3 protein-coding genes are annotated in these 17,981 nt (G+C 59.5%); 1 reads left to right on the forward strand and 2 read right to left on the reverse strand.

The genetic code is table 11. From position 1 onward, the window contains the following. Positions 1-11: 11 nt before the first annotated feature. Positions 12-1,943: a cyclic di-GMP receptor LapD gene (lapD, locus tag ACZ3GY_RS03840; protein ID WP_465908990.1), complete on the forward strand. Its 1,932-nt coding sequence runs from the start codon at positions 12-14 to the stop codon at positions 1,941-1,943. On the opposite strand, the gene ACZ3GY_RS03845 is transcribed toward lapD, so the two are convergent. Both ACZ3GY_RS03845 and ACZ3GY_RS03850 read right to left on the reverse strand, forming a co-directional pair. Then, a complete protein-coding gene (locus tag ACZ3GY_RS03845) occupies positions 1,944-2,282 on the reverse strand; it encodes a tryptophan synthase subunit beta (RefSeq protein WP_465908991.1) in 339 nt (112 codons plus the stop codon). 73 nt (positions 2,283-2,355) lie between these two features. Next, the gene (locus tag ACZ3GY_RS03850) at positions 2,356-17,724 is read right to left on the reverse strand and encodes an Ig-like domain-containing protein (protein ID WP_465908992.1); all 15,369 of its coding nucleotides are present in this window, start codon (positions 17,722-17,724) and stop codon (positions 2,356-2,358) included. Between the last annotated feature and the right edge of the window lie 257 nt (positions 17,725-17,981).

Here is a 17,981-nt window from a genome sequence, read left to right on the forward strand (position 1 = left end):
AGGAGTCGTTCATGTCACTGTTCAAGCAGTTGTGTGTAGCTATCTGCGTGTTGATGCTGGTGAGTTTCGCCGCAAGCGTCGTGGTCAACGTGGAGAGCTCGCGCGAGCAGCAGGTCAATCAGTTGCGCGCTCATGCCCAGGATGCCGCCACGGCCCTGGGCCTGTCGCTCGGCTCGCACCTGGACGATCCGGCGATGCTTGAGCTGATGGTCAGCTCGATTTTCGACAGTGGTTATTTCGAGAGTATTCGGGTTATCGGTACTGACGAGAAGGTGCTGACCGAGCGCTCCGGTGCGAACCTCGGCGCGGGCGCGCCACAATGGTTCGCCAATCTGGTGGATCTGGCGCCGGCTCAGGGCGATGCGATCGTCAGTGACGGCTGGAACCAGGCGGCCCGGGTCGAGGTGATCAGCCACCCATACTTCGCTATCGCCAAGTTGTGGCAGACCGCCTACGCCACCTTCCTGTGGTTGGCGCTGATCAGCCTGCTGTGCATCGGCCTGGGCGTGTTGCTGCTCAAGCGTCAGTTGCGCCCGTTGGAGTATATGGTCGAGCAGTCCAATGCCATCGCCCGTCGGGAATTTCTCAGTGCACCTAACCTGCCGCGCACGCCGGAGTTTCGTCGGGTGGTCAACGCCATGAACCAGATGGTCGAGAAGCTCAAGGCGCTGTTCGACGAAGAGGCTTCGCGCAGCGAGAAGCTGCATGCGGAGGCCTATCAGGACAGCCTGACCGGGCTGGCCAACCGACGTTATTTCGACCTCGACCTGCAGGCCCGACTGACGGGCGAAGAGCGGGCCAGCAGCGGTGTGCTGTTCCTGCTGCGGGTCAATGACCTGATCGGCCTCAACCAGCGCATCGGTGGCCAGCGCACGGATCAGCTGCTCAAGGCCGTGGCCGAGCAGTTGCAGCATGTCAGCCAGGGGCGATACCTGCTGGCGCGCAACCGCGGCGGCGAGTTCGCACTGCTGGCCGCTGGCATCGATCGTCAGGAAGCCGAGCAACTGGCCGAACAATTGAGTAATGGCTTGCTCTCGTTGCAGCAGACCGGCGCCAGCGACTGTTTCCCCGTGGCCCATATCGGTATCACCACCTTTGCTGCAGGTGCTTCGAGCAGCGAGCTGTACAGCGCGCTGGATGCGGCGTTGGCCGAAGCGATCAGCCAGAACCGCGAGCATTGGGCGTTCGTCGAGCACCGCCAGCGTGCTTCGGTGAGCGATGAGCACAATGATTGGCACAGTCTGTTGGATACGGCACTCGAGCAGGGGCGTTTCCTGCAGTACGTACAGCCGGTGGTCAGTGCGGCTGATCCGACCCAGGTGCTGCATAACAAGGTGCTTGCTCGTTTGCTGGACGAGCAGGGCGAGACCATCGCCGCTGGGCGCTTCCTGCCCTGGTTGGAGCGCTTCGGCTGGACCGCACGCCTGGATCTGGTGATGCTCGACGCCCTGCTGGCGCAGTTACCCGACCATGAAGGCAAGGTGGCGCTGAGCCTGTCGGGTATTACCGTGCGCGACCCTCAGACGCTGCAACAGATTTACGAGCGCTTGCGGTTGAACCCGGAAGTGAGCGGCCGGCTGATTCTGGAACTGGACGAGGGGCAACTGCCCAGCGCGGCGGAGCTCGAAGCGATCACCCGCAAACTGCGCAGCCTGGGCGTCGAGCTTGGCCTGCAGCATTTCGGCGGGCGTTTCAGCATGATCGGCAACCTGGCGAAGTTGGGCCTGGCTTACCTGAAAGTGGATGGCAGCTTCATTCGAGGCATCGATCAGGAAAGTGACAAGCGCCTGTTCATCGAAGCCATGCAGCGAGCGGCCAACAGCATCGATCTGCCATTGATCGCCGAGCGGGTCGAAACCCGTGGAGAGTGGGAGGTATTGCGCACGATGGGGGTCAGCGGTGTACAGGGCCGCCTGTTCAGCGAACCTGCAGCCTGGGCGTGATCAGATCAGGCCCCGTTCCTCTTCGTTGATCAGGCGGTTCGCGCCGCCCAATGCATCGCGAGCGCGGCTACGGCCCAGCAGTTTGCTCTGGGCCGCTTCCGGCAGGTCGGTGATGCGCACCACGCCTTTCTTGATCAGCAGATCGATCAAATCCTCGAGTACGCGGATCATGTCCAGGTCACTCTGCTTGAGCTGCAGCAGGCTGCTTTCCACGTTCTGATTGGAAAACCAGGCGCGCGCTTCCTCGCTGTCAGCCGGCAACTCGCCGTTCATTCCTTCGAACGGCTCTGGCTGCACACGCTGCAGATCGCCGTCGGCATTACGTTTCATATAAAACACGCATCTTCTCCCGATAAACCTGTGCCTACAGCTTAGCGCCCCGCCACGAAAGTGTGGCGGGGCATTGGGCCTATCATGGATCGACTTTGATCGTGTGGTTGGCGATCAGCGAGTTGATGTCGTAGCTCGGCAGGCTGGCGTGGCCCAAGTCGATCTGCACATCGGCTTTGGCGGCAACCTGTTGCGTGGTGGTGTCGCCGTTGCTGAACTCGCCTTTGGTGCTGATCAACAGGGTGGAGCTGCCGTTGTCCGTTACCAGTTTCAGGTAGCTGTCCAGGTTGTTGCTGTGATCCTGCAGCAGGGAACTGAGGTCGATGGTATCGCCCTCGGCCACGCTGAAGTCCTTGATCACGTCCTTGCCGAAATCACCTTTCTGCCAGACGAAGGTATCGGCACCCGCGCCGCCGAACAGGATATCGTCACCCGCGCCGCCGATCAGGAAGTCATTGCCGCCCTGACCGTAGAGGATGTCGTTACCGGCACCGCCATACAGGTGATCTGACCCGCCACGTGTATCACCCGCCACGTTGAAGGTCTCGTGGTTGGCGCGGATGTAGTCGTACAGGTCGGCATTGCTTGGCGCGACACCGTTCTTCAGCTCCAGGAAGGTTTCCAGGGCCTTCACACCAGCGCCATCATGCAGCTCGGTTGGTTTGACCGGGTTACCGTCAACTCCCCACTTCAGGCCATCGGTGTTGATAACGTCACCAAAGATGATGTCGTTGCCATCGCCACCGTAGATGGTGTCGTTGCCGACCGTAACCGGAACGTAGGCGTTGGAGCCGCCGTGCAGGGCGACCGAGAGTTCATCGGCCGAGTTGACGATCTCGACCTTGCCGACCGGCACTTTGGTGTAGTCCACGCGTGTGATGTTGTCGATCGACATCGAGGCATTGCTGAGGTTGAACGACTTGTCGTCGACACCGAAAGCCAGGCGATAGGTACCTGCACCCACCACCGATGTTTCCACGCTCGTCCAATTGCCGCCGGTAGTACCACCACCGGTTTGTACATCGACCCAGGCGCCACTCACAAACTGCTGCAGCTTCCAAGAGAGTGAATCGCCGTTTCCGGTATCCGTTGTGCCATAGGCGAACCTCAGACTACTGAAGGCACCTTCGGCAACCGTCATCGTCGGAGTCGCGGCAGTCACGGGCGTCCCACCCCATGTATCACGAATAACCAGCGTGTCCGAGCTGCGGCTCACCGAGCCACTGTTGCCACCGGTTCCAGACGTTTCCCAATTGGCCAGGTTGTTCCAACTGCTTGTGTTGTTGTTGAAGTTGGCCAACGTGGCCGTCGAGCCATTGGCCAGATAGGTGGACGCTGGCGAGTCCGTGGTGTTGTCGAACAGGCTGAGGTTCTTTTCGCTGATCCCAGTGCCAATGCCAATGGCGTGCACGGCGCTCTTGCCAGCCAATACGTTGAAGGTATCGAGCGAGCCAAGTAGCACGTCATTGTTGGTGGTGGAGCCGTTGCCACTGACGGTCGTGGTATTGCCGTTGTAGTAGAAGGTCGGGTCACCGTCGGACAGGAAGAACGTCAGGTTTTCATAGCCCGCTGCGGCAGTTTTACCGGCAGCACTCTGGACGTCGAACCAGGCGGATGCCTCCTTGAACGAGCTTTCATAGTTGGTGCCGCCGTTGGCGGTGAGTTTCTGGATGTCCGCCAGCAGACTATCGAGCTTGGCACCGCTCTGAAGATCGGAAACCTTGGCACTCAGGGTCACTTCCCCTGCAAAGCCGACCAGCGCGATATTGATCACGCCATCGTGGCCGGCAAGGGTTTTCACGAAGCTGGTGAGTGCTTCCTTGGTCAACGTCATCCGGTTGCCCTGCATACTGCCGGAGGTGTCGACCAGCAAGGCGATGTTGTAGTTAGTCGCTGGCTGAATGGTCGTCAGCGTACCGCCAGCATCACCCAGCAGTACGTCATTACCGCCACCGCCGCGAATGGTGTTGTCGCCATTGTCGTTTGCACCGTCACCAGCCAGATGGATCACGTCAGCCGGTTTGGTCACCTTCAAAGTGGCTGTAGCGGTATCCGAGCCGCCTTTGCCATCGCTGATGGTGTACTGGAAGGTGGCATCGCCGTAGAAGCCTTCCTTCGGCGTGAAGATGACGTTGCCGTTGTTCAGGCTGACCGTGCCGTTGGTGGCGTTCTGCACGCCAGTAATGGACAGTGCGTCGCCGTTCGGATCGGTGTCGTTGCCGAGCAGGGTGCTGCCGGTGATCGTCAGGCTATCGCCGGACTCGACCACCAGGCTCGAAGTTGCCGGCACGTGATAGAGCATGTCCGAGTCGACGACCTTGTAGGTGCCGCCCTGGCCGAGCTCGACCTTGAGACGTGCATCGCCGCCCTGATCCCAGTAGATGATCTCGATTTGCTGGGCACCGGCCTGAGCCGCAGTGATGGTGAACGAGTTACCGGTAGCGGTACCGGTCGACTGGATGTTGTTGAACTCGGCGACCACCTGCCCGTTGATACGGATGCTGTATCCGTCGTCCGCGGTCACCCTGAACTGATAGGTACCGGCCGCCAGGTTGACGTAGCCGCTCATCTTGATGATGGCATCGGAGGTGTTGCCCGGATCGGTCGACAACGAGTTGGCCTTGGTGCCATTGCCCGTGGTGGTGTTCACACCCAGGAAATTCTGCAGGTTGGTGCCATTGCCCAGGCCAGACGAATTGCTCAGGTTGCCGTAATCCAGCGTGGTGGCGTTGAAGGTCGCCGATGGATTGTGTCCGTCGATGAACTGGCGAACCTGACTCAGGTTGGTCAGGTTGGCGCCATCGTTGCCCGCGCCAGTGCCCGAGTCGTTATAGCCGTAGTACTCGGCTTTCAGGCCCGTGACCTTGGTGTAGCTGTCGTCCTTGGCATCCGGTGTGCCGTCGATGATGCCGCCGGTTGCGGTTTGCCCGCCGATCTCCAGTCTCACCGTTTCCAGCGGTTCCGCGACCACGTTGTCGGCAAGCGTTTGTACCGTCACCGAGAAATTGGTGACCCCGGCCGGTACGGTGATCTTCCCGGTGCTTGCGTCGTAGGTCACACCATTGCTGAAGCTCTGCCCGGTCAGCTTGTAATCGACATTCGCGGTCGCCGTACCGCTGGCGTTGAAGGACAGCGAAGTCGGCGTCGAGCTGGCATTGCTCAGTGTAACGTTGAAGACCAGGTTGTTGCCTTCGACCACATTGTCATCGGCCGTGCCGGCCTGGCCAACCTCGATGGTTCTGACGGTCGGCACCGCATCGTTGTCGAAGATGGTCGCGGTGCCGGTCTTGCCGCCTACGGTCAGGGTGAAAGACTCGGTCTGCTCGTAAACGGTGTCGTTGATGGTCGGCACGCTGACGGTGAAGCTGGTCACGCCAGCCGGCACGGTGATCTGACCGGTGGTGGCGTTGTAGGTCACCCCATTGCTGAAGCTCAGGTTGGTCGCGTTGTAGTCACTGCCGGCCACCGCCGTACCAGAAGTCAGCGCGAGGCTGAGGGTAGTGGCGGTGCTGCTGGCGTTGCTCAGGTTTACGGTAAAGACGGCATTGTCACCTTCATCGACCTGGGCACCGGTGTTATCCACCGCCGAGCTGACGGTGCTGACCGTCGGCACCGCATCATTGTCGAAGATGGTCGCGGTGCCGGTCTTGCCGCCCACGGTCAGAGTGAAGGTCTCGGTTGGTTCGCTGACGGTGTCATTGATCGTCGGTACGGTGACGGTGAAGTTCGTCACGCCTGCCGGCACGGTGACCTGGCCAGTGGTGGCGTTGTAGGTCACTCCGTTGCTGAAGCTCTGATTGGTCAGCGCCGCGTTGTAGTCGCTACCTGCTACAGCCGTACCAGGGGTCAGCGCGAGGCTGAAGGTGGTCGGCGTGCTGCTGGCGTTGGTGAGGTTGACGGTGAAGACGGCGTTGTCGCCTTCGTCGACCTGGCCACCGGTGCTATCTACGGCAGCACTTACGGTGCTGACGGTAGGAGCGGCGTCGTTGTCGATGATCGTAGCGGTGCCGGTCTGGCCACCCACGGTCAGGCTGAAGGTTTCGGTCGGTTCACTGACGGTGTCATTGATGGTCGACACCGTGACGGTGAAGCTGGTCACCCCAGCCGGTACGGTGACGGTTCCGGTCGCAGCGTTGTAAGTCACCCCATTGCTGAAGCTCTGGTTGGTCAGCGTACCGTTGTAATCGCTACCTGCAGTCGCGGTACCAGCATTCAGCACCAGGCTGAAGGTGGTTGGCGTGCTGCTGGCATTGGTCAGATTGACGGTGAAGACGGCGTTGTCGCCTTCATCCACTGGGCCACCAGTGTTATCGACAGCGGAGCTGACGGTGCTGACCGTCGGTACTGCATCGTTGTCGATGATCGTAGCAGTACCGGTCTTCCCACCGACATTCAGTGTGAAGGTCTCGGTCGGCTCGCTGACGGTGTCATTGATGGTCGGCACGGTGACGGTGAAGTTCGTCACGCCAGCCGGCACGGTGACTTGGCCAGTGGTGGCGTTGTAGGTCACTCCGTTGCTGAAGCTTTGGTTGGTCAGCGTACCGTTGTAATCACTACCTGCCGTCGCAGTACCGGCATTCAGCGCCAGGCTGAACGTGGTCGGCGTGCTGCTGGCGTTGGTGAGGTTGACGGTGAAGACGGCGTTGTCGCCTTCATCGACCTGGCCACCCGTGCTATCGACGGCAGCACTGACAGTGCTGACGGTAGGAGCGGCATCGTTGTCGATGATGGTCGCGGTGCCGGTCTGGCCACCCACGGTCAGGCTGAAGGTTTCGGTTGGCTCGCTGACCGTGTCATTGATGGTTGGAACCGTGACCGTGAAGCTGCTGACGCCAGCTGGCACCGTCACCACGCCGGTACTTGCGTTATAGGTCACGCCGTTGCTGAAACTCTGGTTGGTCAGCGTGCCGTTGTAATCGCTACCCGCCGTCGCGGTACCGGCATTCAGCGCAAGGCTGAAGGTCGTGGCAGTGCTGCTGGCATTGGTCAGGTTGACGGTGAACACGGCGTTATCGCCTTCGTCCACTTGGCCACCGGTGCTGTCCACGGCAGCACTTACCGTGCTGACGGTAGGAGCGGCATCGTTGTCGATGATGGTGGCGGTGCCGGTTTTCCCGCCAACAGTCAGGCTGAAGTTCTCGGTCGGCTCGCTGACGGTGTCATTGATGGTCGGCACGGTGACGGTGAAGCTGGTGACACCCGCAGGCACGGTGACCTGGCCTGTGGTGGCGTTGTAGGTCACCCCGTTGCTGAAGCTCTGATTAGTCAGCGTGCCGTTGTAATCGCTGCCCGCGGTCGCGGTACCAGCATTCAGCGCCAGGCTGAAGGTGGTCGGCGTGCTGCTGGCATTGGTGAGGTTGACGGTGAAGACGGCGTTATCGCCTTCGTCCACTTGGCCACCGGTGCTGTCCACCGCCGCGCTGACGGTGCTGATGGTCGGCACGGCATCGTTGTCGATGATGGTAGCTGTGCCGGTCTGGCCGCCCACAGTCAGACTGAAGGTTTCGGTCGGTTCACTGACGGTGTCATTGATGGTCGGCACGGTGACGGTGAAGCTGGTAACGCCTGCCGGTACGGTGACGGTTCCGGTCGCCGCGTTATAGGTCACACCATTACTGAAGCTCTGGTTGGTCAGCGTACCGTTGTAATCGCTACCTGCAGTCGCAGTACCGGCATTTAGCGCCAGGCTGAAGGTAGTCGGCGTGCTGCTGGCGTTAGTCAGGTTGACGGTGAACACGGCGTTATCGCCTTCATCGACCTGGCCACCAGTGCTATCGACGGCAGCACTGACAGTGCTGATGGTCGGCGCGGCATCGTTGTCGATGATGGTAGCGGTGCCGGTCTGGCCACCCACGGTCAGGCTGAAGGTTTCGTTCGGCTCACTGACGGTGTCATTGATGGTCGGTACGGTGACGGTGAAGCTGGTGACGCCTGCCGGCACAGTAACCTGGCCAGTGGTGGCGTTGTACGTCACCCCGTTGCTGAAGCTCTGGTTGGTAAGCGTACCGTTGTAATCGCTACCTGCAGTCGCGGTACCGGCATTCAGTGCCAAGCTGAAGGTAGTTGGCGTGCTGCTGGCATTGGTCAGATTGACGGTGAATATGGCGTTGTCGCCTTCGTCCACTTGGCCACCGGTGCTGTCCACCGCCGCACTTACAGTGCTGACGGTCGGCGCCGCATCGTTGTCGATGATAGTCGCGGTGCCGGTCTGGCCACCCACTGTCAGGCTGAAGGTTTCGTTTGGCTCACTGACGGTGTCGTTGATGGTCGGCACGGTGACCGTGAAGCTGGTCACCCCAGCTGGTACGGTGACCTGGCCGGTGATGACGTTGTAGAACACGCCGTTGCTGAAGCTCTGATTGCTTAGCGCCGCGTTGTAATCGCTACCGGCAGTCGCAGTACCTGGGGTCAGCGTCAGGCTAAAGGTGCTTGGCGAGCTACCGGCATTATTAAGGGTGACGGTGAATACTGCACTGTCACCTTCGTCGACCTGGCCGCCAGCGCTATCCACGGCTGCACTGACGGTACTGACAGTCGGAGCTGCATCATTGTCGATGATAGTTGCGGTGCCAGTTTTCCCGCCAACAGTTAGTGAGAAGGTTTCGGTTGGCTCCGCGATGGTGTCGTTGATGGTTGGTACGGTGACAGTGAAGCTAGTCACCCCTGCCGGAACGGTAACAACTCCGGTTAGAGCGTTGTAGGTCACCCCGCTGCTGAAGCTTTGATTGTTCAGAACAGCGTTGTAATCGAAGCCAGCTAAGGCAGTGCCAGAGTTCAGGGCGAGGCTAAAGGTAGTCGCCGTGCTGCTGGCGTTGGTCAGATTGACGGTGAATATGGCGTTGTCGCCTTCATCCACTGGGCCACCGGTGTTATCGACAGCGGAGCTGACGGTGCTGACTGTCGGTACTGCATCGTTGTCGATGATGGTCGCAGTACCCGTCTTCCCACCAACAGTCAGCGTGAAGTTCTCGGTCTGCTCATAGACGGTGTCGTTAACGGTCGGCACGGTCACGGTGAAGCTGGTGACGCCAGCTGGCACGGTGACGGTTCCGGTTGCCGCGTTGTAGGTCACGCCATTGCTAAAGCTCTGGTTGGTCAGTGCCGCGTTGTAGTCGTTGCCTGCAGTTGCGGTTCCAGGATTCAGCGCCAGGCTGAGGGTGGTTGGCGTGCTGCTGGCATTTGTCAGGTTGACGGTGAAGACGGCGTTATCGCCTTCATCGACCGGGCCACCAGCGCTGTCGACGGCTGCACTGACAGTGCTGACGGTCGGCACGGCATCGTTATCGATGATGGTTGCGGTACCGGTCTTCCCGCCAACGGTCAGTGTGAAGGTCTCGTTCGGTTCGCTGACGGTGTCGTTGATGGTCGGCACGGTGACCGTGAAGCTGGTAACGCCTGCCGGAACGGTGACAGTTCCGGTCGTTGCGTTGTAAATCACACCATTACTGAAGCTCTGATTGGCCAGGGCTGCGTTGTAGTCGCTGCCCGCAGTCGCGGTACCGGCATTCAGTGCCAGGCTGAAGGTGGTTGGCGTGCTGCTGGCATTGGTCAGGTTGACGGTGAACACGGCGTTGTCGCCTTCGTCCACTTGACCGCCGGTGCTGTCCACTGCAGCACTGACGGTGCTGACGGTAGGAGCGGCATCGTTGTCGATGATGGTCGCAGTACCCGTCTTGCCGCCCACGGTGAGAGTGAAGTTTTCGTTCTGTTCATGAACGGTGTCATTGATGGTCGGCACGGTGACGGTGAAGCTGGATACGCCAGCCGGCACAGTGACCTGGCCAGTAGAGGCGTTATAGGTCACCCCGTTGCTGAAGCTCTGATTGGTCAGCGTACCGTTGTAATCGCTACCCGCGGTTGCAGTACCGGCATTCAGCGCCAGGCTGAATGTCGTAGTGGTAATGCTGGCATTTGTCAGGTTGATGGTGAAAACAGCATTGTCTCCTTCATCCACCTGACCACCGGTACTGTCGACGGCTGAGCCGACTGCGCCGATGCCGGGAGCAGCGTCGCCGGTGACGTTCACGGTCACAGTTGCTTTGCTGGTTCCTCCGTTGCCATCACTGATCGTGTAGCTGAAGGAAGCTGGGCCGTAGTAATTGCTCGCAGGCGTGAAGGTAATCGTGCCGTTTTCGTTAAGCGTAACGGTGCCGTGCTTGGGATTGTCCACGCCAATGATACGCAGGCTATCTCCGTCTGCATCGGTATCGTTGGCGAGCAGAGTGGCCTGCGAAATCGTCAACGCATTGTCTTCCGCAGTGACCAGGGCAGGGTTGGCCTGCGCCGGAGAGAAACTGCCCAGCTGTTGATACGGGCCGCCACCGAAGCTCAATGTTGGTTGCAATACGGCCTGACCACCTTGATCCCAATAGATGATTTCAATGGTGTGCGAGCCCGACTCATTAATGGTGAACGCACCATTGTTGGTACTCGGTGACTGGTTGCCGTCGAATCTGGACACGATCACGCCGTCGATCGAGATGCTGTATCCATCATCTGCTTTAACTTGGAATTGATAGCTTCCAGCCTGCAGTTGCAGCGTGCCGCTGAGTTTTATGATGGCGTCGCTGCTGTTCTCCGGATCAACATTCAACGATGCGGCGTCAGAGCCGAGGAAAGACTGCAGGTTGTTGTTACCCCCAAGGTCACCACCACTCAGGCTGTAGTTGATGTTCTTCGCTACGAACGCAGCATCAGGTGAGTTAGCGGCGATAAATGCACGTACCTGAGTCAAGGAACTCAGGTTGCCGCCGTCAAGGTTTGCACCTTCGTGGTAGGCGTAATACTGACCTGTGAGCCCCGACGCGGTACCTGGGTCATTAACCGCGATTGGATCCTGGTTGGCGATAATGGTGACTTTCTGGGTATCAGTGGCACCTACGTTACCCGCGGTATCGACTACACGAACCTGGTAGTTATGATCACCCAGCGAGAGGGTGCGGCCATCTGCGTAATCCCAGCTGCCGTTGCTGACGTTCAGATCAGTCCAGGTAGTGCCGCCATCCACGCTGATCTGGGCTTTTTCGCCAGAGGCCAGAGCACCGACGGTACCGCTCACGGTCAGTGTGCTGTCACGTGTGATGAAGTCACCAGGTGTTCCGGTGTCGTCAGATATTTTGACGATATCGATTGCCGCTACGGGCGGCGTGATATCGACGCTGTAGGTTTCTGTGTCCCTGCCAATGCCTATATTGCCGGCGGCATCGCTGGTACTGATGCTGGCATCGATGGTGCGGTCGCTGTCAGCGGCTAGGTCGGCGCCTGGGACGTTGATGTTGAAGGTTTTGTCAGCCAGAACCTGACCAGTGAAGGCCTTGCCATTGACGGTCAGGGTGACGGTATCGCCAACTTTGGCGTCGCCGCCAACGGTGCCGGTAACCGGGATCTGCTGGCCGGACTCAACGAGGTTGATCACGTCATCGGCGGTGATATTGGCATCGAGGCCGATGGTCGGCAGTGGAGCGGTGGTGTCGACGCTGTAGGTTTCGGTATCTCTGCCAATGCCGATATTGCCTGCGGCATCGGTGGTACTGATGCTGGCATCGATGGTGCGGTCGCTGTCAGCGGCCAAGTCAGCGCCTGGGACGTTGATGCTGAAGCCCAGGGTACCGTTGGTGTTGGCCACCAGGCCAGTGAAGGTCTTGCCATTGACGGTCAGGGTGACGGTATCGCCAACTTTGGCGTCGCCGCCAACGGTGCCGGTAACCGGGATTTGCTGACCGGACTCGACGATATTGATCACGTCATCAGCGGTGATGTTGGCATCGAGCGAAATGGTCGGCACCGGAGCGGTGGTGTCGACGCTATAGCCTTCAGTATCCGAACCAACACCTACGTTACCGGCGGCATCGGTGGTGCTGATGCTGGCGGTGATGGTCTTGCCAGCGTCCGCTACCAGGTCAGCGCCAGGGACATTGATGCTGAAAGTCTTATCGGCCAATACCTGACCGGTGAAAGTCTTGCCGTTAACGGTCAGGGTGACGGTATCGCCAACCTTGGCATCGCCACCGACAGTGCCGGTGACCGGGATCTGCTGGCCGGACTCAACGATGTTGATCACGTCATCAGCGGTGATATTGGCATCGAGCGAAATGGTCGGCACCGGAGCGGTGGTGTCGACGCTATAGCCTTCAGTATCCGAACCAACACCTACGTTACCGGCGGCATCGGTGGTGCTGATGCTGGCGGTGATGGTTTTGCCAGCGTCCGCTACCAGGTCAGCGCCAGGGACATTGATGCTGAAAGTCTTATCGGCCAATACCTGACCGGTGAAAGTCTTGCCATTGACGGTCAGGGTGACGGTGTCACCGACTTTGGCATCGCCACCGACGGTGCCGGTTACCGGGATTTGCTGACCGGACTCAACGATGTTGATCACGTCATCAGCGGTGATATTGGCATCGAGGTTGATGGTCGGCACTGGGGCTGTGGTGTCTACGCCGTAACCTTCGGTATCTCTGCCAATGCCGATATTGCCGGCGGCATCGCTGGTGCTGATGCTGGCATCGATGGTGCGGTCGCTATCAGCGGCCAAGTCAGCGCCTGGGACGTTGATGCTGAAGCCCAGCGTGCCGTTGGTGTTGGCCACCAGGCCAGTGAAGGTCTTGCCATTGACGGTCAGGGTGACGGTATCGCCAACTTTGGCGTCGCCGCCAACGGTGCCGGTTACCGGGATTTGCTGACCGGACTCAACGAGGTTGATCACGTCATCGGCGGTGATGTTGGCATCGAGGCTGATGGTCGGCACTGGTGCAGTGGTGTCGACGCTGTAGCCTTCGGTGTCGTTGGCGGTACCAACGTTGCCGGCTGCATCGGTCGTGCTGATGCTGGCGGTGATGGATTTGCCAGCGTCCGCGACTAGGTCAGCGCCAGGAACGTTGATGCTGAAAGTCTTATCGGCCAATACCTGGCCGGTGAAAGTCTTGCCGTTAACGGTCAGGGTGACGGTATCGCCAACCTTGGCGTCGCCACCGACGGTGCCGGTGACCGGGATCTGCTGGCCGGACTCAACGATGTTGATCACGTCATCAGCGGTGATGTTGGCATCGAGCGAAATGGTCGGCACCGGAGCGGTGGTGTCGACGCTATAGCCTTCAGTATCCGAACCAACACCTACGTTACCGGCGGCATCGGTGGTGCTGATGCTGGCGGTGATGGTTTTGCCAGCGTCCGCTACCAGGTCAGCGCCAGGGACATTGATGCTGAAAGTCTTATCGGCCAATACCTGACCGGTGAAAGTCTTGCCGTTAACGGTCAGGGTGACGGTGTCACCGACCTTGGCGTCGCCGCCTACAGTGCCGGTGACCGGAATCTGCTGACCAGACTCGACTAGGTTGATTACGTCATCAGCGGTGATATTGGCATCGAGGCTGATGGTCGGCACTGGGGCTGTGGTGTCGACGCTGTAGGTTTCGGTGTCTCTGCCAACGCCAATATTGCCGGCGGCATCGCTGGTGCTGATGCTGGCATCGATGGTGCGGTCGCTATCAGCGGCCAGATCCGAACCTGGCACATTGATGCTGAAGCCCAGCGTGCCGTTGGTGTTGGTCACCAGGCCGGTGAAAGTCTTGCCATTGACGGTCAGGGTTACGGTATCGCCAACCTTAGCGTCGCCGCCGACGGTGCCGGTTACCGGTATTTGCTGGCCCGACTCGACGATATTGATCACGTCATCGGCGGTAATGTTGGCATCGAGGCTGATGGTCGGTACGGGAGCCGTGGTATCGACGCTATAGCCTTCAGTATCCGAACCAACACCTACGTTGCCGGCGGCATCCGTAGTGCTGATGCTGGCGGTAATGGATTTGCCAGCGTCCGCGACTAGGTCAGCGCCAGGAACGTTGATGCTGAAAGTCTTATCGGCCAATACCTGACCGGTGAAAGTCTTGCCGTTAACGGTCAGGGTGACGGTATCGCCAACTTTGGCGTCGCCGCCAACGGTGCCGGTAACCGGGATCTGCTGGCCGGACTCAACGAGGTTGATCACGTCATCGGCGGTGATATTGGCATCGAGCGAAATGGTCGGCACTGGAGCCGTGGTGTCTACGCTGTAGCCTTCGGTATCCGAACCAACGCCTACGTTACCGGCGGCATCCGTAGTGCTGATGCTGGCGTTGATGGTCTTGCCAGCGTCCGCGACCAGATCAGAACCTGGGACGTTGATGCTGAAACCCAGCGTGCCGTTGGTATTGGTCACCTGACCGGTGAAAGTCTTGCTATTGACGGTCAGGGTAACGGTATCGCCAACTTTGGCATCGCCACCGACAGTGCCGGTGACCGGAATCTGCTGACCGGACTCAACGAGGTTGATCACGTCATCGGCGGTGATATTGGCATCGAGGCTGATGGTCGGCACTGGTGCAGTAGTGTCGACGCTGTAGGTTTCGGTGTCTCTCCCAATGCCGATATTGCCCGCGGCATCGGTGGTGCTGACGCTGGCGGTGATGGTTTTGCCAGCGTCCGCTGCCAGGTCGGCGCCCAGTACGTTGATGCTGAAAGTCTTATCGGCCAATACCTGACCGGTGAAAGTCTTGCCGTTAACGGTCAAGGTGACGGTATCGCCAACTTTGGCGTCGCCACCGACGGTGCCGGTGACCGGGATCTGCTGGCCGGACTCAACGAGGTTGATCACGTCATCGGCGGTGATATTGGCGTCGAGGCTGATGGTCGGCACTGGTGCAGTGGTGTCGACGCTGTAGCCTTCGGTGTCGTTGGCGGTGCCAACGTTGCCGGCGGCATCGGTGGTGCTGATGCTGGCGTTGATGGTCTTGCCAGCGTCGGCCACCAGGTCGGCGCCTGGGACGTTGATGCTGAAGGTTTTGTCAGCCAGAACCTGACCGGTGAAAGTCTTGCCGTTAACGGTCAGGGTGACGGTATCGCCAACTTTGGCGTCGCCACCGACGGTGCCGGTGACCGGGATTTGCTGGCCAGACTCCACGAGGTTGATCACGTCATCGGCGGTGATGTTGGCGTCGAGGGTTATGGTCGGCAGTGGAGCTGTAATGTCGATAGCACCGCTGTCGTTAGCGTTGCCTGTATTGCCAGCCGGGTCGGTGACTGCGGCGTCAACGGTGTACGGGCCTTCAGCCAATGGCTGGGTCAACTCAACGCTGTAAGTACCGCCTGCCAGTACCGGCGTGGTCACGGTGAAGCTTGTGCCGCCCTGGGTAATGGTCAGCGTCACGATGCTGCCGACTGGCGCATCGGTAGTACCGGTAATGGTCGGCGTCGTATCGTTGCTGACTGCCGGGGCTTCGACGGTGATGATCGGAGCCGTGGTGTCGATGGCACCCGAGTCAGTAGCGTTGCCAGTGTTGCCAGCCGGGTCAGTGACTGTGGCATCAACGGTGTACGGGCCTTCGGCCAGCGCCTGCGGGATATCGACGGTATAGGTGCCGTCTGCCAATACCGGCGTGGTGACAGTGAAGCTTGTGCCGTTTTGAGTGACGGTCAGCGTAACGATGCTGCCGACTGGCGCATCGGTGGTGCCAGTGATGGTAGGGGTGGTGTCGTTGCTAACTGCCGGGGCATCAACTGTGATGACGGGTGCAGTGGTGTCGATAGCACCGCTGTCGTTAGCGTTGCCGGTGTTGCCGGCAGGATCGGTGACTGCGGCATCAACGGTGTACGGGCCTTCAGCCAATGGCTGGGTCAACTCGACGGTGTAAGTGCCACCTGCCAGTACCGGTGTGGTCACGGTGAAAGTGATCGCGCCTTGGGTAATGGTCAGGGTCACGATGCTGCCGACCGGTGCATCGGTAGTACCGGTTATGGTCGGCGTGGTGTCGTTGCTGACGGCTGGGGCTTCGACAGTGATGGTCGGAGCTGTGGTGTCGATAGCACCGCTGTCGTTAGCGTTTCCGGTATTGCCAGCCGGATCAGTAACCTGAGCGCCGACGTTATAAGGGCCCTCAGTCAGAGCCTGCGGCACATCGACGGTATAAGTTCCGCCAGCCAAAACCGGTGTAGTCACGGTAATGACGGTGCTGCCTTGGGTGATCGTTAGCGTGACCGTGCTGCCAACCGGCGCATCGGTAGTGCCGGTGATGGTTGGGGTCGTATCACTGCTGACGGCCGGAGCATCGACAGTGATTGCCGGAGGCGTAGTGTCGATAGCGCCACTGTCGGTAGCGTTGCCAGTATTGCCAGCCGGATCGGTAACTTGGGCACCGACGGTATAAGGGCCTTCAGCCAAAGCCTGTGGAACGTCCACGGTGTAAGTGCCGCCAGCCAAAACCGGTGTGGTGACGGTAATGACGGTGTTGCCCTGAGTGATCGTCAGCGTGACCGTGCTGCCAACTGGCGCATCGGTAGTACCGGTAATGGTCGGCGTCGTGTCATTGCTGATGGCCGGAGCATCGACGGTAATTGCCGGAGCAGTGGTGTCGATGGCACCGCTATCAGTGGCCGAGCCGGTGTTGCCAGCCGGATCAGTAACCTGAGCGCCAACGGTATAAGGGCCTTCAGCCAGGGCCTGCGGCACATCTACGGTATAGGTGCCGCCGGCCAAAACCGGTGTAGTGACGGTAATGACGGTGTTGCCCTGAGTGATCGTCAGCGTGACCGTGCTGCCAACTGGCGCATCGGTAGTACCGGTAATGGTCGGTGTAGTGTCATTGCTGACAGCTGGAGCATCAACGGTGATCGCCGGAGCAGTGGTGTCGATAGCACCGCTATCGGTAGCGTTGCCAGTATTGCCAGCCGGATCGGTAACCTGGGCCCCTACGGTATAGGGGCCTTCAGCCAACGGTTGTGGCACATCGACGGAGTAGGTGCCATCAGCCAGAACCGGCGTAGTCACGGTGATGACGGTGCTGCCTTGGGTAATCGTGATCGTGACTGTGCTGCCTACAGGCGCACTAGTCGTGCCGGTAATGGTCGGCGTCGTGTCATTGGTGATTGCCGGAGCATTGACGGTGATGACGGGGGCGGTGGTGTCCGGATTGTCAGTGGCAGTCGCCGCAGTGTTGGTAAAGATGTCCGGGTCGTTATCTTCGATAAGGTTGAAGCCTGGTGTGCCAGGGCCTGCAGTTTCAAAACCGATCGTCGGATCGACGCGCAGGGCGGTTTCATTCAACATGACTGCGCTATGGCCGCCGCCAGCACTACCGCCACCACCACCCGCTCCTGGGCCTGCTGCGGTCGGCTCCAGATCGGTGGTCGGGTCGAAGCCGGCAGCCAGCGCCTGTTCGAATTCGCTGCTCGCTGCCTGGTTTGCGCTATCGGCAACGGCCTGCGAATCAGGATTACCCGCTTGCCAGGAGCTATTCGCGCCCAGAGTGACGACTTCGCCATCCGCCATTTCCAGAGTAACGGAGCCGCCATCCGCAGTGGTGACTTGCTCACCGGCGAACACGCGATCGCCTTCGAAGACCTGGCGTCTGAACCCGTCAACCGACATGACGAATACCTGACCGATCAGCGATTTGATGACAGCGGCGAAATTACTCATAAAAACAGCTCCATGCGCGCATGCGCGAGGTAATCCTGTGAAATACGTCTATACCGGTTATAGCGGATATTGCAAAAAACGGATCGTCATATAATTGGCGAGTATTAATGAGTGAATCAATTTCGCCAGACTATTGACCCTTCGGGTCTGATCATAAACAATCGCACACGGTGATGTCACTTTGATATTTTCAGATTTTTGGCGCGCCGTGAATCGTTGTAAACCAAGCGGCAATGATAGGCTGTCGGCTAGTCGTG

The organism is Pseudomonas sp. PME37.24/006 (assembly GCF_055556635.1).

Excerpts from the sequence above, each read along its gene's own strand:
- ACZ3GY_RS03850 (WP_465908992.1), bottom strand. The coding sequence starts at position 17,724 with ATGAGTAATTTCGCCGCTGTCATCAAATCGCTGATCGGTCAGGTATTC.
- lapD (WP_465908990.1), top strand. The coding sequence starts at position 12 with ATGTCACTGTTCAAGCAGTTGTGTGTAGCTATCTGCGTGTTGATGCTG.